We start from the raw sequence: 19,389 nt of genomic DNA, 5'->3' as shown, positions 1-19,389 counted from the left end.
GATGCTGGCCCTCGAAATCGAACAACTGATCATGACCTTTTCCGGCCTATCGGCGCCTGCGCTCGCTATCGATCATCTGTCGATTGATGCCGGCAGCCGTATCGCCGTGACCGGCGCCTCGGGTTCCGGCAAGAGCACCTTCGTCAACGTCGTCACCGGGCTGGAGCGGGTGCTCGAAGGCCGCATTCGCTGGAATGGCGAGGATATTGCTGCACTCTCTGAAACTCGCCGTGACCGGTTTCGCGCTGCCAATATCGGATTGGTCATGCAGGAGTTTCATCTTTTTCCTGGCCTTTCGGCCGTCGAAAACGTGCTGCTGCCCGCGCGTCTTGCCAACGCTGCCACGTCGGCGATCATCGAGCGCGCGCATGATCTCCTCAAGATCGTCGGCCTTGGCCGCGCCGGACAGAGGATTGAGACTATGTCGCGTGGCGAAATGCAGCGCGTCGCAATCGCTCGGGCGTTGTTGCGCAAACCCGGCGTCATCGTTGCCGACGAGCCGACGGCCAGTCTCGATGCTGAAAGTGGTGATGCCGTTGGCGATCTGCTTCTCGATCTCGCGATTGCTGAAGGCAGCACGCTGATCGTCGTGTCTCACGATCTTCGCCTTGCCAGCCGTCTCGATCGCCGCCTGACGTTTCGGTCTGGCCGCATCGTCGAGGATTCGACCATCAAGGGGCCGGCCGCATGATCCGCTTCATCCTCGCCGATCTTCGCCGTCTCTGGGCCGGTTCTCTGGTTGTCGTGCTGCTGGTGGCCATTGCGACCGCGCTCGGCGTCTCCGTCATTCTTGAGGAGCGGGCCCTGCGTCTTGGCAGCGCGCGTGCGGCCGACAAGTTCGATCTCGTGGTCGGCGCGGGTGGTAGTGAGACCCAGCTCGTGCTCTCTTCCGTCTTCCTGCAGCCATCCGCGCTGCCGCTGATGTCTGGCGATATTCTTGTGAAGCTTACCGCCGATCCGCGTGTCGAGTGGGCGGCCCCCGTCGGCTTCGGAGATTCGTTTTCCGGCCATCCGATCGTCGGCACGACACGGGCGTTGACCGAGAGGATCTCCGGCAGCTTTTCGGAGGGAAAGGTTTTCTCGAACGAAGGCGAGGCAGTTATCGGCTCTGCCGTCAATCTCGCAATCGGCAGTGAAATCAAGCCGATGCATGGTACGGTCGAAACGGGCGGCCATACGCATACGGAACTTGCCTATCAGGTCACCGGTCGCCTGCAGCCGACAGGTACTGCGTGGGATCGCGCTATCCTCGTTCCTATCCAGGCTGTCTGGCACATCCACGGGCTGGGAGCGGGTGAAGAACATGATGATCACGAAGAGCCTGGTGAAGCGGCACATGCGGAAGATGGGCATGAGCAGGGTCACCATCATGCCGAGCCCGATCCCCATGCGGGTCTGAACGAAAACTGGACAGCGGGAACGCCGGGTCTGCCAGCCATTCTCGTCAAGCCAAAGACCATTGCCGATGCCTATAAGCTACGGCAGGATTATCGCAACGGCACGACGATCGCGGTGTTTCCGGGCGAAGTGCTGACCAATCTCTATGCGACGCTCGGCGATGCGAAGCAGATTCTTGTTGCCGTCGCCTCCGGTGCGCAGGCGCTTGTCGCCGCCTCGCTGATCCTCGTGACGGTTATCCATATCGGCCAGCGTCGCCGCCAGATTGGCGCGCTGCGTGCCTTCGGGGCGCCCCGCGGTGCAATCTTCGGCATCGTCTGGCTGGAGTTTTTCACCCTGGTCGCGATCGGCATCGGCCTTGGCTTTGCGTTCGGCTATGGTGCCGCGCTTGCGCTTTCAGGCTTCTTCTCACAAAGCAGCGGCGTTGCCTTGCCAGTCGGCTTCACCCGCGAAGACAGGGTGCTCGCAACAGTCCTGCTCGCTTTCGCCGCCATCCTGGCTGCTTTGCCGGCAGTCCTTGCCTACAGACAATCTCCTGCCCAAGCGCTACGCGCCTGATCGTGATGGCCTCGCGCGCGCGCCTGCGTGCCGTTGCTTAGACTAAAGTCATAATCCCAAAGCATCCCTCTTTCTGACCTGCCTTTTCTGTCAAACTCTCATCAGGCGTGTCGTGGCTAGCAGCATACTTTGAGGAGGGTAGGCCGCGACCGTTGCTCATCACTTCTGTGGAGGACAGACAATGGCAAATGTCGCAAGCGTCGACGGTACGAAAGCCGGTCCGATGACAGGCGAGGAGAAGAAGGTCATCTTCGCCTCGTCGCTCGGCACGGTCTTCGAATGGTATGATTTCTATCTTTACGGTTCGCTCGCCACCTATATCGGCGCGACCTATTTCACCCAATATCCGGAAGCGACGCGTAACATCTTCACGCTGCTCGCTTTTGCTGCCGGCTTCCTGGTGCGTCCGTTCGGCGCGTTGGTCTTCGGCCGTCTCGGCGATCTCGTCGGCCGCAAATACACTTTCCTGGTGACCATTCTCATCATGGGTCTGTCGACCTTCCTGGTCGGCGTTCTGCCCGGTGCTGCCTCCATCGGCATTGCCGCGCCGATCATCCTGATCGGCCTGCGCCTGCTGCAGGGCCTAGCGCTCGGCGGCGAATACGGTGGTGCGGCCACTTACGTTGCCGAGCACGCGCCGCATGGCCGTCGCGGCTATTTCACATCCTGGATCCAGACGACGGCAACGCTCGGTCTCTTCCTGTCGCTGATCGTCATCGTCACGGTCCAGTCGATCATGGGCGCGCCCGCCTTTACAGCCTGGGGCTGGCGTATTCCGTTCCTCGTCTCCGTCGTCCTGCTCGGCATCTCCGTTTGGATCCGGTTGAAGATGAATGAATCGCCCGCCTTCCAGCGCATGAAGGCGGAAGGTAAGGGATCGAAGGCGCCGTTGACGGAAGCCTTCGGCCAGTGGCGGAATGCCAAGATCGCATTGATTGCGCTTCTCGGCGCTACCATGGGTCAGGCGGTCATTTGGTACGGCGGTCAGTTCTACGCCCTGTTCTTCCTTCAGAACGTGCTGAAGGTCGATCTGCAGTCGGCCAACATCATGGTGGCGATCGCCCTCTTCCTCGCCACGCCATTTTTCGTCATCTTCGGCGGATTGTCGGACAGGATCGGTCGCAAGCCGATCATCATGGCGGGCCTGCTGATTGCAGCGGTCACCTACTTCCCGTTGTTCAAGGCGATGACTTATACGGCAAATCCAGCTCTCTTTGAGGCGCAGGCGACGATCCGGGCAACGGTAACGGCCGATCCGGCGGATTGCAGATTCCAGTTCAATCCGACCGGCACCTCCAAGTTCACCAGTTCCTGCGATATCGCAACCGCGTTTCTGACCAAGAACTCGGTGCCTTATGACGTGGTGCCGGGGCCGGTTGGCCAGCCGGCAACCGTCAGGATCGGTGACCACACGATCACCAGCTTCGATGCCATCGCAGCCGGTGCCGATGCGGCCAAGACCAATGCGGCTTTCGAAAAGAGCGTCAATCTTGCTCTTCATGATGCTGGCTATCCGCTGAACCGCGGTGCGGCCAGGGTTGCCGATGCCAAGCTCGATGCCTTCATCGCCGCCAATCCCGAACTCGCTCTCAACGCCGATGCGATACGCGCCGGCCAGAAGGAAACACTGCCAGCCGACAAGCTCGTTGCCGGCAAGTTGCTGACGGCGGATGAGGCGAAAGGAATCACCGATATGGCCGTCTTCACGATCCCTGGCGGTGGGTCGTTCGCGATGGTGGCCGATCCTGCTCGCGTCAACTGGGTTGGTACGACTGCCATCCTGTTCGTGCTCGTGCTCTACGTGACGATGGTCTACGGCCCGATCGCGGCCCTGCTGGTCGAGCTCTTTCCGACCCGCATTCGCTATACCGGCATGTCGCTGCCCTATCATATCGGCAACGGCTGGTTTGGTGGCTTGCTGCCCGCAACAGCCTTTGCGATGAGCGCGGCTGCTGGCAACATTTATTACGGCCTCTGGTATCCAATCGTCTTCGCAGCAATCACGTTGGTTGTCGGCGTTCTGTTCCTGCCGGAAACGAAGAACCGTGATATTCACGCGATGGATTAAGGCGCACGGTTATCTTGAAAACAAAGCCCCGGCGCTCAAAAGGCGCCGGGTTTTTCATGCACTATTTCCTCATGCGCAATTTTTATGCATCTGGGAAGTATCGCTTGGACATCGGCCAGCCATCCGGCGCAAGTTTGAAAAGCAGGCCATAACGGGCGTAGACGATGGCCGTCAGCAGCGAGAACCAGGCACCGAAAGCAAGGCCGGCAATGACATCGCTTGGATAGTGCGCGCCGACCATGACACGCGTCATGCTGAGCCAGATCGCGCAGGCGATGAAGGGAACCCGGTAGCGCGGAAAGAGCAGGGCGAAGGCAGCGAAGAAGGCCCCCACCGTAGTCGAATGGCCTGATGGGAAACTCTCCAGTGCTGCATGGCCGGAGAAGGGTGTGAAGGAAAGCACGCCGAGATCCTGGAAATGTTCGGGGCGGGCGCGGCCGATCATCCGTTTCAGGAGATTTGCGAGCAGGCCGGAAAAGACGACGGTCGTGAAAAGATAAGCGCCGATCCAGCTCACATAGAGTGCCTGGGCCTTTGCTCTTGCGCTTTTTAAGAGCTTGTAACCAGCTCTGCCGTGGAAGAAGAGCAGGACGCTGGTGAGGATCAGCCAGGCGGAATTTCCAAAATCCGTCAACATTTCACCGAAACGTTGAATAGGCTCCGGTTGACGGCCGGCACCAATCGGGGCATCGAATATCAGCATGGAAAGGATGACGGCGTTCAGCGTAATGAAAAGGCATGCACGCCACCGCAATGATGGCATCGCACGGCGGCTTCTGCGCCGGCGCCTGTCCAAAGAGACTAAAAGTGCCCGCATTTATACTATCCGGATAACCCTAGGGGGTAACGAATAGGCAGAAAAAATGCACAAGATTACGACAGGCACTGTGTTTCGACAGATAATTTTGAGCAATCTTGATAACGACTACTCCAACTGTCCCTGCTTCAATAAAAGCCCTCCGCACCAAGTGCGAAGGGCCGAAAAGCGTTTCACGTGAAATATCAGGCAGAAAGAGCCTTGAATTCATCGAGGATGGCGTCACCCATCTCGACGGTGCCGACCTGGTGGCTGCCCGCGGCCATGATATCGCCGGTGCGAATGCCCTTGTCGAGCACGTTGGCGATCGCCTTTTCCAAATTGTCGGCTTCCGTGACCATGTTGAAGGAGTAGCGAAGGCACATGGCGAAGGAGGCGATCATGGCGATCGGGTTGGCAATGCCCTTGCCGGCAATGTCCGGTGCCGAGCCGTGCACCGGCTCATAGAGCGCCTTGCGCTTGCCGGTCTTGCCATCAGGTGCGCCAAGCGAGGCTGACGGCAGCATCCCGAGCGAACCTGTCAGCATGGCGGCAACGTCGGACAGCATGTCGCCGAAGAGGTTGTCGGTGACGATGACGTCGAATTGCTTCGGCTGGCGCACGAGCTGCATGCCGCCGGCATCGGCCAGCATGTGCTCCAGCTGCACGTCGGAATATTTCGCCTTATGCGTCTCGGTCACGACCTGGTTCCAGAGCACGCCAGACTTCATGACGTTGCGCTTTTCCATCGAGCAGACGCGATTGTTGCGGGTGCGGGCCATTTCAAAGGCAACACCGGCAATCCGCTCAATCTCGTAGGTATCGTAGACCTGCGTATCGATGCCGCGCTTCTGACCATTGCCGAGATCGATGATTTCCTTCGGCTCTCCGAAATAGACGCCGCCCGTCAGCTCGCGGATGATGAGGATATCGAGGCCTTCGACCAGCTCCGGCTTCAGCGATGAAGCGGAGGCGAGTGCGGGATAGCAGATTGCCGGGCGCAGGTTGGCGAAGAGTTCCAGATCCTTGCGCAGGCGCAGGAGGCCTGCTTCCGGGCGTACTTCGTACGGAACGCTATCCCACTTCGGACCACCGACAGCGCCGAAGAGCACGGCATCGGCGGCAAGTGCCTTCGTCATATCGTCTTCGGAGATTGCAGCACCATGCGCATCATAGGCGCAGCCGCCAACCAGGCCTTCGTCCGTGACGAAGCCGGCATTCATCGCCTCGTTCATGTAAGCAATGATCTTGCGGACTTCGCCCATGGCCTCGGGACCGATGCCGTCACCCGGCAGCAGGAAAAGATTGCGCGCTGTCATGAAACCCTCCGCGGAAAAACAAGCTGCGGCTTCTTAGACCTCGGAAATAGCCATTTCAAGCGAGAGAACGGGTGAATCGGTACGCTTGCCCCCGCGTCCTGTGATCCCTGACAAGGTTGCCCCGGTACCGGCAACCGGGCTAGAACGGCAGCGCTGTCTATTCTTTTTCGGATTCTCCCATGTCTTTCGCGCCACTTCATCTCGATACGCCCCTCATCCAGACGGCACCCGATTACAGCGCCAGCGGCAAGCCGCTCTGGCTGAAGCTCGATGCGCTGCAGCCCTCCGGCAGTTTCAAGCTGCGTGGCGTCGGCCGGCTTTGCCAGCATGAGGTTCAAAATGGTGCACGCGAGATTTTCTGTGCGTCCGGTGGTAATGCAGGCATTGCGGCAGCCTATGCCGGACGGGCGCTCGGTGTGCCTGTTACGATCGTGGTGCCCGAGACGACGGCGCCGGATGTGCGCCAGACGATTGCTGCAACGGGCGCCAATGTGCTGGTCCATGGATCTGTCTTTGACGAGGCCAATGCCCATGCGATTGCTCTCGCAGAAAGCCGCAAGGCAACCTATGTGCATCCCTTCGATCACCCGCTTCTTTGGGATGGCCATGGGACGCTGATCGACGAAGTCGTGGCGAAGGGCGCAAAGTTCGATTGCGTCATTACCAGCGTCGGCGGCGGCGGGTTGCTTGCCGGTATCGTCGAGGGACTGAAGCGGAACGGGCTTGCAGACGTGCCCGTCATTGCCGTCGAGACGGAGGGGGCCGCGTCGTTCCATGCCAGCCTGAAAGCCAATGAACGCATCTCTCTTCCGGCCATCACCTCGATTGCCACGTCGCTCGGGGCGCGGCAAGTGGCGCAGCACGTTTTCGACCTGCCGAAGCATCATCCGATCGAGAGCGTTCTCGTCAGCGATGCCGATGCTGTGGCCGCCTGCCGAAAATTTGCCGATGCGCAACGCATCCTAGTCGAGCCGGCCTGTGGCGCGGCTCTTGCCGTTGCCGATGTGCATGCCGATCTGCTGTCGCGTTTTGACAATCCGCTGATCGAAGTCTGCGGCGGCATCGGCGTGTCGCTCGAAAAACTGAATGCCTGGAAAGGGAGGTTTCTCTGACTTGCGAGCAAAGAAAAAGCCGGGCGAAAGCCCGGCTTGATCGATAGGCAATGCGTCAGGCCTAAGCAGCCCAGGGGTGCGAAACGGCGTTCTTCTTTTCGAATTCGTCGATTGCCTTGCCCTTTTCCATAGTCAGACCGATATCATCGAGGCCGTTCAGCAGGCAGTGGCGCTTGAATTCATCGAGATCGAATTTGATCGAGCCGCCATCCGGACCGGTGATTTCGAGGTTTTCGAGATCGACGGTCAGAACTGCGTTGGAGCCGCGCTCGGCGTCGTCCATCAGCTTGTCGAGGTCTTCCTGGCTGACCTTGATCGGCAGGATGCCGTTCTTGAAGCAGTTGTTGTAGAAGATGTCGGCGAAGCTGGTGGAGATCACGCAGCGGATGCCGAAGTCGAGCAGCGCCCACGGAGCGTGTTCGCGCGAGGAGCCGCAGCCGAAATTGTCGCCAGCAACCAGGATTTTGGCCTCGCGATAGGCCGGCTTATTCAGCACGAAATCCGGGTTTTCGGAACCATCTTCGTTATAACGGGCTTCGGCGAAAAGGCCTTTGCCAAGGCCAGTGCGCTTGATGGTCTTCAGATAGTCCTTCGGAATGATCATGTCGGTGTCGATGTTGACGACCGGCAGAGGGGCTGCGACGCCCGTGAGCTTCACGAATTTATCCATGACCAATGCTCCATTTCAGCAAAACGTACTTTCTGAATTTGCATCTATTCCAGTTTTCCGCCGAAATGAAGAAGAATCTTTCGCCAAAGGCGGCCACGCGTTTCGCGCGGCCTGCCGATTGCGCGAGCCTCTTTACTTGGACGGTGCGTTCAGACCCCAAAGGACGCCGAACGGATCGCGAAGCTGGCCGTAACGATCGCCCCAGAACATCAGCTCGACCGGCATGACCACCTCGGCGCCGGCAGCCACTGCCCGGTTCCACCAAGAATCGATATCATCGATGACAAGCTGGATGGCAAAACCTTCATGACCTTTGAAGGGATGGCCATATTCCGGGTAGGCATCCGACAGCATCAGCGAACTACCGTTGATGTACAGATGCACATGCATCGTACGGCCGCTTTCATCTGGCGGCACGATATAGGCTTCTTCAGCACCAAAGGCCTTCTTGTAAAATTCCGCAGCCTTAACCGCGCCGTCAACCGTGAGATAGGGAAGCAGGCCGTTCTTGACCGGCGGCATCTTGGTCTGGTTGTTCTCCATCGCATCCATGCTCGTCCTCCATTCGTTCTTAAAGTGCCGGCTGAATGCCCGGCTGCTTCAAGGACGTAGCATGCGAACGTGAGCCGACAATGTCGGCCAGGATTTTCAGCGATAAAGTGATCAGAGATCGATGATCGTGCCGCGGCCGTCGTTCCAGATGCGCATCTCGCGCTTGCCGTCAGCGCGAGCGCGGACGGGAGCGGGCTTCATCTTCATCGAAAGGGCGCGGCCGACCATGAGCACGGTCAGAATGCCGCCAACGGCGAGCGTGACCGAGAAGGTAAGAAGCAGCATGGCCACAAAAACGGTGGCGCCGGCCAGCATGAAGAAGATGGAGCGAATGTTCTGCATTGGTTTGAGACCTTTCTACGGAAAGGAATGTGGTCCTTCTTTTTCTTCTCTGCAAGGTAAGCATGGCTTTTTGTTGTCTTGCCGGGCTTTGCGAAGCTTGGCACTAATGGTCCCATGAGCCGAACACCACCTCTCCGTTCCCTGCGACTGCGCCGCTCGGTATTGAGCGTGCCCGCCATAAATACGCGTGCGCTTGAAAAGACCCATTCCCTTGATTGCGATGCGATTATTTTCGATCTGGAGGACTCCGTAGCGCCTGAGAAGAAGACGGAAGCACGCGATAATCTGAAGACGTTTTTTGCCGGGCCGCCGCTCGAGAGCAAGGAAAGGATCATTCGCATCAATTCTTTGTCATCCGGCTTTGGGCTGGCAGACCTGGAGCTGGTAAAGGCGCTGTCGCCTGATGCCGTTCTGCTTCCGAAAGTGGATGAGCCGCAGGATGTGATGGCTATCGGCGATCTGCTTGCCGAGGCCTATGCGCCGGAGGAACTCCGCATCTGGGCGATGATCGAGACGCCGCGCGGCGTGCTGAATGCTGCAGCGATTGCCGAATCCGGCCGCACGCCGGGATCTCGGCTCGATTGTCTCGTCGTCGGCCTCAACGACCTGCGCAAGGAGACGGGCGTTCTGCCGCAGACCGGACGGACTTATCTGGTGCCGTGGCTGATGCAGGTCATTCTGGCGGTCAAGGCCTACGGGCTCGATGCGCTGGACAGCGTCTTCAACGATTTCCGGGATGCCGATGGCTTCGACGCCGAATGCGGGCAGGGCCGCGGCATGGGTTTTGTGGGCAAGATGCTGATCCATCCAGCGCAGATCGAAGCCGCCAACCGGCAATTCGGGCCGAGTGAGGAAGAGATCGCGGAGGCGGAGGCCATTATTGCCGCCTTTGCCGACCCCGCCACCGAGGGGCTCAACGTCATCAATGCGAGTGGACGGATGATTGAGCGGCTGCATCTTGTCCAGGCGGAGGCTCTGGTCCATAAAGCTCGCCTGGTTTCTGCACGAAAGCCCGTCTAATGAAACTCTATCGCTTCCTGACCGGTCCCGACGACGCTTCCTTCTGCCACAAAGTGACGGCGGCGCTGAACAAGGGCTGGTTATTGTCTGGTTCGCCCACCTATGCCTTCAACGCTGCGACTGGCCAGATGCAATGCGGCCAGGCGGTCTTCAAGGAAGTCGAAGGCAAGGATTATCATCCGGACATGAAGCTATCCGAGCAATAGAGCCTTCCTGTTCCGGCAGAATGGTCCAATCTGACCAGGAAGGCTTTGGGATCAGCGTTGAGCAGCCTCTTCGGCGCTCGCCTCGATGCGCTCCATGTCGTCGTCGCTGAGGCCGAAATGGTGACCGATCTCATGGATTAGCACATGGGTGATGATATCACCCAGCGTCTCGTCGTTTTCTGCCCAGTAATCGAGGATCGGGCGGCGATAAAGGCGGATACGGTTCGGCATCTCACCGGTTTCCACGGTAAAGCGTTCCGAGATGCCGCGGCCCTCGAAAAGGCCGAGCAGGTCAAAGGGCGTTTCCAGCGCCATATCCTCGAAGATTTCGTCATCGGGGAAATCTTCGATCTCGATGGTCAGATTGGTCGTTAGCTTACGAAATTCGTCCGGCAGATGGCTGTAGGCCTCCATTGCCAGCGACTCGAAGGCGCTGATCGTCGGCGCGTGGCGGTCCCGCCAATCATCGCTCTGGTCTATGTGGGCCATGAATATTCCTTCCTTTGCCGGCCCATATAGAACCTTTATTGCCGATTTTCGAGTGCGGAATCAGAGGCAGGAATAAATTCTTATAAAATGGCGGTTGACTCTCTATTAGAGCTCTGGAATCTATAAGAACATAACAGGAACAAGATGAATGGAGTGGACGCCATGGCGCAGACCGCCCTGGCGCGCGAGCGGCTTTTTGCGCTCCGCGAAACCATCGCCCGATTGGAAGGCAAACCTGCACCGGCGCTTGCCGCGGCAGAACGGGAAGCTCTGGCTGAAGGACGAGAGCGGCGGCAGGAGCGCCCGCCCGCCCGTCTTTCTTTCGGTGTGGAACCATTCGATGAGGCACTAGAGGGCGGCTTACAGCTCGATGCAATTACCGAGTTCCGTGCAGCAGCGTCTCGCGATGCGGGGGCCGCAAGCGGCCTGGCGATGGCCGTTGCGGCACGCCTTCAGAGACAGGAGGAAGATGCCGGCAGGCAACTGCCGCTCCTCTGGATCGGCGATGCGGTCGGCACATTGGAGGCGGGTCGTCCTTATGCGCCGGGACTCAAAGATTTCGGGCTGGAGCCGGAACGGTTTTTCCACGCCGCGCCGCGCAAGCTGGAGGATGCGCTCTGGCTGGCGGAAGCTGCCATTGAAAGTGCAGCTTTCTCGGCCGTTGTTTTCGAAGTACGCGGCAATCCCCTGCATTTCGGCCTGACGGAAAGCCGCCGGCTCAGCCTCCGGGCACGTGCCGTCTGCTGTCCGCTTTTTCTTGTCCGCCAGGCTGGAGAGGAGGAGGCGAGCAGTGCTGCCTTCCGCCTGCATGTCGAACCGGCCCCGTCCGATCTGCGGCCGCTGCCGGACGGATCAAAACTTTCCGGCAGTATCGGCAATCCGATTTTCCGTCTCACGCTGGAGAAGAGCCGCAATCCGGCCCCGCTCTCCTTTCTTCTGGAGTGGAACCCCCATGAACGCGAATTTCTCCCCGTCGATGAACCAAGTTTCGCTCGTCCTCCAGGCGAACAGTCAGCGCATTCTGGCGCTCAGCTTTCCGCATCTGGCAACGGACCGCATCGCCCGCAGGCGATGGGGGCTCTCCTGGCGTTCGAAAGGGCGTCCTGAGGAGCCGCCACTCGTCTGTTCCGGCAAGCTCAACAATGCTATGCGGCTGACGGCACTGGATGAATTTGCCGAGAAGCTGGGATTGCGGAAGGAACAGGGCGTTGCCGAGGCGCGCGCCATGTATCCGGCACTCGATGTGGTGGAAGAAGACCCTGCAGCCGACCGCAGGCTGCTGGAAGGGATCGCCGACTGGTGCGACCGCTACACGCCGATGGTAGCGCTCGACGGCAAGGATGGGTTGTTTCTCGATATTACCGGCTGTGCCCATCTCTTTGGGGGTGAAAGCACGCTCCTGAGGGATATCCTGTCGCGGCTCTTCCATATGGGGCTCGATGCACGGGGAGCGATTTCCTCGTCTCCGGGTCTTTCCTGGGCCGTCTCCCGCTTCGGGCAGGGCGGAGTCGTGGAAGAGGAGGAGACGGAACGCATATTGATGCCGCTGCCTGTCGCAGCCTTACGGCTGGAAGAACAGTCCGTCGATGCCCTAAGAAAGCTCGGCCTCAAATATATCGGTGACGTCATTCATGCGCCGCGGGCACCGCTGACCCGCCGTTTCGGACCAATGCTGCTTCTGCGTCTCGATCAGGCGCTTGGCCGCGAGGAGGAGCCGATTTCACCCCGGCGTCCCGTCGCCAGCCTCTCGTCCGAGTGCCGTCTGGTCGAGCCGATTGGTACGGAAGAACAGATCCTTGCCGTCATCGGGCAGGTTGCCATATCGCTGAAACCCTCCCTGGAGGCGCGCGGCGTCGGCGGCCGGGTGTTCGAGCTGGTGCTGTTTCGTGTCGATGGCAGGGTTTTCCGCATTTCCGTCGGCGCTTCGCGGCCGCTTCGTGAACCAAAGCTAGTTGCAGGACTGTTTTCCGAGCAACTGCAGGTGATCTATGACGATATCGATGCCGGCTATGGCTTCGAAATCCTGCGTCTGAATGTCCTGCGGCATGACCCGTTCCGTGATGCGCAGGGTGACTTCGGAGGCGATCGGCAGGGGGAAATTTCGCTTTCGAGTTTTATCGATCGTGTTGCGGCGCGGCTTGGCCCGGATTGCCTCCAAAGCTTCCAGCTTCGCGAGAGCCATGTGCCGGAGCGTGCCGTGCTTACGGTGCCGGCAATGGAGAGCCTTCCGGCTCGGCGCAAGGTGGAGCAGGACAGTGCCCTTCCCTTCCGCGAGGAGCGCCCTCTGCGACTCTTTAAAACGCCGGAACCGGTAGAGGTTGCATTTGCCGAAGTGCCTGACGGTGCACCGCAGATTTTCCGCTGGCGACGTCTGCAGCATCAAGTGGCAAAGAGCGAGGGGCCGGAACGGATCGCCATGGAATGGTGGATCGATGGAGACGATGCCGAAACGCGGGATTATTTTCGGATCGAGGACGAGGCCGGACACCGCTTCTGGATCTATCGCCTGGGGCTCTTTCGTGAGAACCCCAATCCCCGCTGGTTCATGCACGGGGTTTTTGCATGAGACCCGAACCCGCATTTTTCGAGATCGGCGCGAAGACGAATTTCTCGTTCCTCGAAGGTGCTTCGAAACCTGAAGAGATGGTCGTGCAGGCCGCTTTTTTGAAGCTTGGCGGTCTCGGGATTGCTGACCGCAATTCGGTTGCCGGCGTGGTGCGGGCTCATGCGCAGGCACAGCAGCTTGTGGAGAGATACAAGAACAGGGATGCGATATTAGCCGAGGCAGAGAAGAAGGGAAAAACGGAGATCATTCTCGATCCTATCCGGGTTCAGCCGGGCGCCCGTCTCGTCTTTTCCGATGGAACGCCTGATATCCTTGCCTATCCACGGAACCGGAAAGGCTGGGCAAATCTCTGCCGCCTGCTCAGCGCCGGAAACCTGAAAGAGGAAGCCGTCAAGGGAACCTGCATCCTCACGGAAGCGGAGCTCATGAAATGGGGCGACGAGATGATGCTTGCCCTCATCCCGGATCGTATCGTTATAAATGACCCAGCCAAACAGGCGGCGCTCGAAGACTATCTGGAGCGGTTCCGCAAACGGTTCCGCAAGGCATTTTTCATGGCGTTGTCGCCAGCCTATGACGGCCGCGATCGGCAGGCCTTTGCGGTGCTTGCCATGCTTGCCGCCCGCAACCGAGTGCCGCTGATTGCAACCAATCAACCACTCTATCATCATCCTGAGCGCCGGCCGCTTTCGGATGTAGTCATCGCAATCCGGGAACACGTGCAGATATCGGAAGCCGGATTCCTTTTGGCGCCGAATGCCGAGCGCTTTCTCAAGGATTCACGTGAAATATCCAGGATATTTGGGGACTATCCCGACGCGATAGAGAACACGCAGGTCTTTTTCGACAAATTGATCTTTTCGCTGAATGAGCTGAAACATAATTATCCGCCTGAAAACGACCCCGGCGAGACGCCGCAGGAGACGCTTGAAAGACTGACGAGAGTGGGGGCGGCAAAACGCTATCCCGATGGCATTCCCAAGAAAGTAGCCAAGCAAATCGATTATGAACTGAATCTCATCAGCGAGAAAAATTACGCCTCCTATTTCCTGACGGTTCACAAGATCGTTCAACACGCTCGCTATGTGCTTGAAGTTTTGTGTCAGGGACGAGGGTCAGCTGCCAATTCGGTCATCTGTTATTGCCTTGAAATTACAGAGGTTAATCCTGAAGATTGTACGCTCCTTTTCGACCGTTTTATTTCTATGGATCGCCATGAGCCGCCGGATATCGACGTCGATTTCGAGCACGAGCGACGGGAAGAGGTTATTCAATCTATTTATGAAAGGTATGGCCGTGAGCATGCCGGTCTGGCGGCTGCTGTCACTAGCTATCGCACCCGTTCAGCAGGCCGTGAAGTCGCCAAGGCCTTCGGTCTGTCGGAAGATGTCCAATCGGCGATTAGTAGTCTTATCTGGGGTTGGTCAGAGGATAATCTCTCGGAGCGGGACGCGAAGGCGGCCGGCCTTGATATCAAAGACCCAGTAACACGGAACGTGCTGAAATATGCCTCCGAGCTTTTGAGTTTCCCACGGCACCTTACGCAGCATGTCGGTGGTTTCGTGATCACGCAGGATCGGCTTAATGAGGTGGTTCCGATCATGAAGACGGCTATGCCGGATCGCTACATGATCGAGTGGGATAAGGATGATCTCGACAATCTCAAAATTCTCAAGGTGGATGTTCTGGCGCTTGGCATGCTGACCTGTCTGCGAAGGGCTTTCACGCTGCTTGAGTTAAATTACCGGGTAAAAAAGACGCTCGCCGATCTCGGCCATAAGGATCATGGAGAGGAAGGCAAGCCGGTTTACAAGATGATGTGGCGAGCGGATACACTTGGTGTCTTCCAGATTGAAAGCCGGGCACAGATGAGCATGCTGCCGCGTCTTAAGCCCGATAAATTCTATGACCTTGTCATCGAAGTTGCCATCGTCCGGCCCGGCCCGATCCAGGGAAACATGGTCCATCCCTACCTAAAGCGTCGGGAAGACGATAAAAAGGGCATTCCGATCCAATATCCGAGTGAGAAACTGAAGACTGTTCTTGAAAGAACCCTTGGGGTTCCCCTGTTTCAGGAGCAGGCCATGCAGATCGCCATTACCGCAGCAGACTTTGAACCAGCAGAAGCAGATCGGCTCCGACGGTCGATGGCGACATTCAAGAGAACCGGCACAATTGATAGCTTCCAAAAACGGTTCGTGGATGGAATGCTCAAAAATGGTTATGACCATGAATTCGCGGAGCAATGTTTCAACCAGATCAAAGGCTTTGGCGAATATGGCTTCCCCGAAAGCCATGCGGCCTCCTTCGCCCTACTCGTCTATGCCTCCTCATGGCTGAAAGCCTATTATCCCGACGTCTTCTGCGCAGCGATGCTGAATTCGCAGCCGATGGGCTTTTATGCTCCGGCGCAGCTGGTACGGGATGCGCGCGAGCATGGGGTGAAGATCCTGCCGGCTGATATCAATCGCTCGGATTGGGAATGCACCCTTGAGGCAGCGGTTTTTGACCGGGCAAGTGTCGATTTCCGCCACGACGAAATGCGGGACATCATCAAGTCTCGCCATGCTGTGCGGCTTGGCCTTCTGCAGATCAAGGGCGTTTCCTCTAAAGATATGAAACAGCTCGTCGAGAACCGTGGCGAGGGTTACCATTCTGTACGTGACCTCTGGCTGCGCTCCGGCCTGCAGAAATCCGTCATCGAACGATTGGCAGATGCGGACGCCTTTCAATCCCTTAAACTGTCACGGCGCGAGGCGCTTTGGGCAGTGCGGGCACTGGATGTGAAGAGCGCGACTGAAGAGCTACCGCTTTTCGAGACGGTCCGTTACATCGATCTTCAGCCTGAACCGGCTGCGAACCTGCCGGACATGCTGCCGGGAGAACAGGTCATCGAGGATTACCGCTACCTGTCGCTATCTTTGAAAGGGCATCCTGTTTCCTTCCTGCGGGAAGAACTAGGCAGGGCAGGTGTGACACGCAATGTCGACCTGCTCCGCGTTGCGAATGGGACGCGAGTGACGATCGCGGGACTAGTGCTGGTGCGCCAGCAGCCGGGTTCGGCGAAAGGTGTGATCTTCATGACGCTGGAGGACGAGACCGGTGTTGCCAATGCCATCGTCTGGAAGAAAATCTTCGAACGATATCGCGCAGTGGTCATGGGCGCCCGACTTGTGAAAATCTACGGCAAATTACAAAGCCAAAGTGGCGTTATTCATACGGTCGTTGAACATATCGAGGATATGACCCCGCTGCTCGGCATTCTCCAGCGTGAGGCAAGGCGCTTTGGCGTCAGCGAGCATTCAGATGAGGTATTGCGTGCGACGCAGGATCATCGGCAGCAGAAAAGAACTGATGCACTGGCAAGGGATGGACTTGTCAGAAAGATTACGGATGGACGATCGCTGGAGAGGGATAGCGATCTAGCGGAGACTGCAAGCGTAATGCCGCGTGGGCGGAATTTCCACTGATGATCCCCGATATCCGGGAAAGCGATCTTTCTTAAAGAGTTAGATTAAGCTCATTGGGCTATGACGCCTAGCTGCGTAGCGGTGAACGGGTTCGGTCACGGATTTTTCTTGACAGTCTCAATCTTCTTTTGAATAAAATAAGATAGTAAGTGTCATGTTTGGAATGAAGACGTGCTCGTCTGCAGTTGCAATTACATAACCGACAAAGAGATCCGGGACGTCATCAACAATCTTCTCGATGAGGATTGCTGGCAGCTTATCGTGCCTGCGAAGGTCTATCATGCCATGGCCAAGCGCGGCCGTTGCTGCGGTTGCTTCCCTAACGTTGTCGATATCATCATCAAGACAACCGAAGATTATCATGCTCGCCGCCACTCGACGGAATCAGAGATATTTGATTTCATGTCCCGCCTGAGAGAATTCCACGAAGAAAACAGGAGAGCGGACATTGAAAGGCGACAAAAAAGTCATCGAGCGGCTTAACGAGGCCCTTTTTTTAGAGCTCGGTGCAGTCAACCAGTATTGGGTTCATTATCGCCTCCTTGAAGATTGGGGCTACACCAAGCTCGCCAAGAAAGAGCGCGCCGAATCGATCGAAGAAATGCACCATGCCGACCGTCTGGTCGCGCGCATCATCTTCCTCGAAGGCCATCCCAACCTGCAGACACTCGCGCCGCTGCGCATCGGTCAGAACGTCAAGGAAGTTCTGGAAGCCGATCTTGCCGGCGAATATGACGCCCGCACAGCTTACAAGAAGTCGCGCGATATCTGCCATGACGCCGGTGACTACGTTTCCATGAAGCTCTTCGAAGAGCTGCTCGCAGATGAAGAAGGCCATATCGACTTCCTCGAAACGCAGCTCGACCTGCTCGAGAAGATCGGCGAAGCCAAGTACGGTCAACTCAATGCAGACTCGGCCAACGAGGCCGAATAATTCGCCATCGGCAATGTTATATCAGCCGGTCGCCCCTGGGGCGGCCGGTTTCGTTTTGGGCGCATTGATGAAGACTTCAGCCGATGCGGTGATCAATCTTCCGGGATCAATCCGGAAAGGTGGCTGAATTCCGCTACGACCCGCTCATAAACGACGCGCTTGAAGGGAACGATCAGGCCGGGCAAGTCTTCCATCGGCTTCCATTCCCAGGCATCGAATTCCGGCTCGTGGCCGCCCGGCGGCGGATTGATGGCGATCTCGCTTTCATCGCCCTCGAAGCGGAACGCGAACCAGCGCTGGGTCTGGCCGCGATATTTGCCCCGCAGGCCGATGCCGATCAGCTGCGGCGGAAGGTCGTAATTGATCCAGTCTTGCGCCTCGGCAAGCAAGGTCACGGTCTTTATGCCGGTTTCCTCGTAAAGCTCGCGATAGGCTGCATCCAGCGGATCCTCACCTTTGTCGATACCGCCCTGCGGCATCTGCCACAGCTGGGGGGAGCCATCATACTCGGAATTGCCGTCGGGAATGCGCCGCCCGGCCCAGACAAGGCCCCGGCGGTTCAGGATCATCACGCCAACGCAGGGGCGATAGGGCAGATCCTCGGCTCTTATGGTCGCCTGGCTCATGGCTCTTCTCCGCTCAGGGATTCCTAGGGTCATTGACGAGTGCCGCAACGCCGACGATTTCGATGCCGCGCATGGTTGCTTCCTCGCTCCATTTGGAGATCGCGTCAATGCTCTCGTCGAAGGCCGAGGCAACGCCGATCGCCTGACCGTTGCGGCGGGCGATGCGCTCCAGTTCATCGAGTTTCTGCAGGATCGCGCTCACGTCAACCTGGCCGTCCAGCTGCAGGTCAGCGAAAGCGTAAGGAAGCTCCGTGCCCTTGGCGACCACAGCGGTCTTGGACTGCGCCGAAGTGCCGTCGTCGAGGAAGAGCAGGCCGCGCTTGCCGATATCCCGCATGATTGGCTCCAAGGCCTGGGGATCGGAGAGGAAGCGCCCGCCCAGATAATTCATGACGCCGGTATAATTGGTAATCTCGCCCATTGCCCGGTGCAGGTTTTCGATATTGCGCGCCACGGATTTCGATGTCAGCAGCGTACCCGGCCCCGGATCATTAGCTGGATAATCGAATGGTTCCAGTGGAATCTGTAGCATTATTTCGTGGCCGCCGCGCCGCGCATCCTGCATCCAACGCTGCAGGCTGTTGCCACTGGCGGCAAATGCAAAGGTGATCTCCTCCGGCAATTGCTGTATGGCGCGCTGCGTGCCTGTCTGGCTGAGGCCCAGGCCGCTGACGACGATCGCGATGCGTGTACCTCGCGTGCCGGACCATGGCCGCGCATACTGGTCCATTGGCCGTCGTCCATCCGGTCCGGTGATCGGCAGTCGACCGAAGGGCGTATCCTCAAGCAACGTTTCGTTGGGAATGGCGGCCATCCGCGGATCCTGGCCCATCTGCATGGCATCGACCAGGACCGGGCCGCTGCCATCGCGCGGACGAGGGCTGTATTTGGTGACGACGGAGCCGTCGCCGGTCACCATCCGTTCCACATTGGCACCCGATTGGGGTTCGGAGCGTGACATGCCGTTTGCGGCCTGACTGCCTGGTGTCCGCGGCTGCTGGATCGTATCGGTTGGCGGGGCGGCAGATCTGTCCTGCGATGCCGGAGGCTTCACCTGTTCCAGGCCATCACTTCGAAATGCCGTGTAAAGGGAAAAGCCGCCGATCGCGACAAGACAGATGCTCGCGGCAATCTGCCCGATCCGCAATATACCAGGACGCTTGCGCGCCGCCTTGCGGTTGCGGCCTAGAGGTGCATGCAAATCCGTTCCCAATTCCTTGCCCGCTCCAAAACCGGGAAACAGCAGAAAGCCTCAAGGCCGGG

18 protein-coding genes and 1 pseudogene are annotated in these 19,389 nt (G+C 58.3%); 11 read left to right on the top strand and 8 right to left on the bottom strand.

From position 1 onward, the window contains the following. The first annotated feature begins 1 nt into the window (after position 1). From EV281_RS21700 to EV281_RS21690, 3 genes are all read left to right on the top strand, one after another. Positions 2-691: an ABC transporter ATP-binding protein gene (locus EV281_RS21700; RefSeq protein WP_132656096.1), complete on the top strand. Its 690-nt coding sequence runs from the start codon at positions 2-4 to the stop codon at positions 689-691. Then, positions 688-1,956, top strand: coding sequence for an ABC transporter permease (locus EV281_RS21695; protein ID WP_132656094.1), 1,269 nt, complete (start codon positions 688-690; stop codon positions 1,954-1,956). Before EV281_RS21700 ends, EV281_RS21695 begins: the two co-directional genes overlap by 4 nt. A 181-nt stretch (positions 1,957-2,137) precedes the next feature. Beyond that, complete coding sequence (locus EV281_RS21690) at positions 2,138-4,024, top strand: MFS transporter (RefSeq protein ID WP_132656092.1); 1,887 nt, start codon at positions 2,138-2,140, stop codon at positions 4,022-4,024. Positions 4,025-4,106: 82 nt separating this feature from the next. Here EV281_RS21690 and lpxE read toward each other — a convergent pair whose 3' ends face one another. Next, positions 4,107-4,841: a lipid A 1-phosphatase LpxE gene (lpxE, locus tag EV281_RS21685; protein WP_184327723.1), complete on the bottom strand. Its 735-nt coding sequence runs from the start codon at positions 4,839-4,841 to the stop codon at positions 4,107-4,109. Positions 4,842-5,026: 185 nt separating this feature from the next. Next, positions 5,027-6,139 (bottom strand): 3-isopropylmalate dehydrogenase, encoded by a 1,113-nt coding sequence (gene leuB / locus EV281_RS21680; protein ID WP_132656088.1) that lies wholly within the window; start codon positions 6,137-6,139, stop codon positions 5,027-5,029. Between the two features lie 179 nt (positions 6,140-6,318). Here leuB and EV281_RS21675 point away from each other — a divergent pair, with 179 nt between their 5' ends. Next, positions 6,319-7,251 carry a pyridoxal-phosphate dependent enzyme gene (locus EV281_RS21675; RefSeq protein WP_132656086.1) on the top strand — a complete coding sequence of 311 codons (933 nt, stop codon included), beginning with the start codon at positions 6,319-6,321 and terminating at the stop codon, positions 7,249-7,251. A 61-nt stretch (positions 7,252-7,312) separates the two neighbouring features. Here the strand turns inward: EV281_RS21675 and leuD are convergent, their stop codons facing one another. The 3 genes from leuD to EV281_RS21660 form a co-directional block, all read right to left on the bottom strand. Next, complete coding sequence (gene leuD, locus EV281_RS21670; RefSeq protein WP_132656084.1) at positions 7,313-7,921, bottom strand: 3-isopropylmalate dehydratase small subunit; 609 nt, start codon at positions 7,919-7,921, stop codon at positions 7,313-7,315. Between the two features lie 132 nt (positions 7,922-8,053). Continuing rightward, positions 8,054-8,473 carry a VOC family protein gene (locus EV281_RS21665; protein WP_132656082.1) on the bottom strand — a complete coding sequence of 140 codons (420 nt, stop codon included), beginning with the start codon at positions 8,471-8,473 and terminating at the stop codon, positions 8,054-8,056. Positions 8,474-8,584: 111 nt separating this feature from the next. After that, on the bottom strand, positions 8,585-8,815 hold the full coding sequence (locus EV281_RS21660) for a hypothetical protein (protein WP_007824784.1): 231 nt from the start codon (positions 8,813-8,815) through the stop codon (positions 8,585-8,587). A gap of 114 nt (positions 8,816-8,929) precedes the next feature. Here EV281_RS21660 and EV281_RS21655 point away from each other — a divergent pair, with 114 nt between their 5' ends. Beyond that, a complete protein-coding gene (locus tag EV281_RS21655) occupies positions 8,930-9,835 on the top strand; it encodes a CoA ester lyase (protein WP_132656080.1) in 906 nt (301 codons plus the stop codon). Next, on the top strand, positions 9,835-10,041 hold the full coding sequence (locus EV281_RS21650) for a DUF1737 domain-containing protein (RefSeq protein ID WP_132656078.1): 207 nt from the start codon (positions 9,835-9,837) through the stop codon (positions 10,039-10,041). The genes EV281_RS21655 and EV281_RS21650 overlap by 1 nt, the downstream gene beginning before the upstream one ends. A gap of 51 nt (positions 10,042-10,092) precedes the next feature. Here EV281_RS21650 and EV281_RS21645 read toward each other — a convergent pair whose 3' ends face one another. Further along, the gene (locus EV281_RS21645) at positions 10,093-10,530 is read right to left on the bottom strand and encodes a metallopeptidase family protein (protein WP_132656076.1); all 438 of its coding nucleotides are present in this window, start codon (positions 10,528-10,530) and stop codon (positions 10,093-10,095) included. A 162-nt stretch (positions 10,531-10,692) separates the two neighbouring features. On the opposite strand from EV281_RS21645, the gene EV281_RS31770 reads away from it, so the two are divergent. The 5 genes and pseudogenes from EV281_RS31770 (at position 10,693) to bfr (ending at position 17,500) form a co-directional block, all read left to right on the top strand. Then, complete coding sequence (locus EV281_RS31770) at positions 10,693-11,637, top strand: hypothetical protein (RefSeq protein WP_245508328.1); 945 nt, start codon at positions 10,693-10,695, stop codon at positions 11,635-11,637. Continuing rightward, entirely contained in the window at positions 11,549-13,096 is a 1,548-nt protein-coding gene (locus EV281_RS21640; protein ID WP_281027200.1) for a DNA polymerase Y family protein, read from the top strand. The genes EV281_RS31770 and EV281_RS21640 overlap by 89 nt, the downstream gene beginning before the upstream one ends. Then, positions 13,093-16,566: an error-prone DNA polymerase gene (locus EV281_RS21635; RefSeq protein WP_132656072.1), complete on the top strand. Its 3,474-nt coding sequence runs from the start codon at positions 13,093-13,095 to the stop codon at positions 16,564-16,566. Before EV281_RS21640 ends, EV281_RS21635 begins: the two co-directional genes overlap by 4 nt. Before the next feature lie 132 nt (positions 16,567-16,698). After that, positions 16,699-17,049 (top strand): annotated as a pseudogene (locus tag EV281_RS31765) ((2Fe-2S)-binding protein). Then, positions 17,015-17,500 (top strand): bacterioferritin, encoded by a 486-nt coding sequence (gene bfr, locus EV281_RS21625; protein WP_027512212.1) that lies wholly within the window; start codon positions 17,015-17,017, stop codon positions 17,498-17,500. Before EV281_RS31765 ends, bfr begins: the two are co-directional and overlap by 35 nt. A gap of 92 nt (positions 17,501-17,592) precedes the next feature. Here the strand turns inward: bfr and EV281_RS21620 are convergent, their stop codons facing one another. Next, complete coding sequence (locus EV281_RS21620; RefSeq protein WP_132656070.1) at positions 17,593-18,126, bottom strand: RNA pyrophosphohydrolase; 534 nt, start codon at positions 18,124-18,126, stop codon at positions 17,593-17,595. 13 nt (positions 18,127-18,139) lie between these two features. Further along, on the bottom strand, positions 18,140-19,339 hold the full coding sequence (locus tag EV281_RS21615) for a divergent polysaccharide deacetylase family protein (RefSeq protein ID WP_132656068.1): 1,200 nt from the start codon (positions 19,337-19,339) through the stop codon (positions 18,140-18,142). Positions 19,340-19,389 lie beyond the last annotated feature (50 nt).

Origin of the sequence: Rhizobium sp. BK418 (assembly GCF_004341105.1) — a bacterium.
Classification (GTDB): Bacteria; Pseudomonadota; Alphaproteobacteria; order Rhizobiales; family Rhizobiaceae; genus Rhizobium.
The sequence above is the reverse complement of the archived record's forward strand: the minus strand, read 5'-3'. Positions and strand labels throughout refer to the sequence as shown.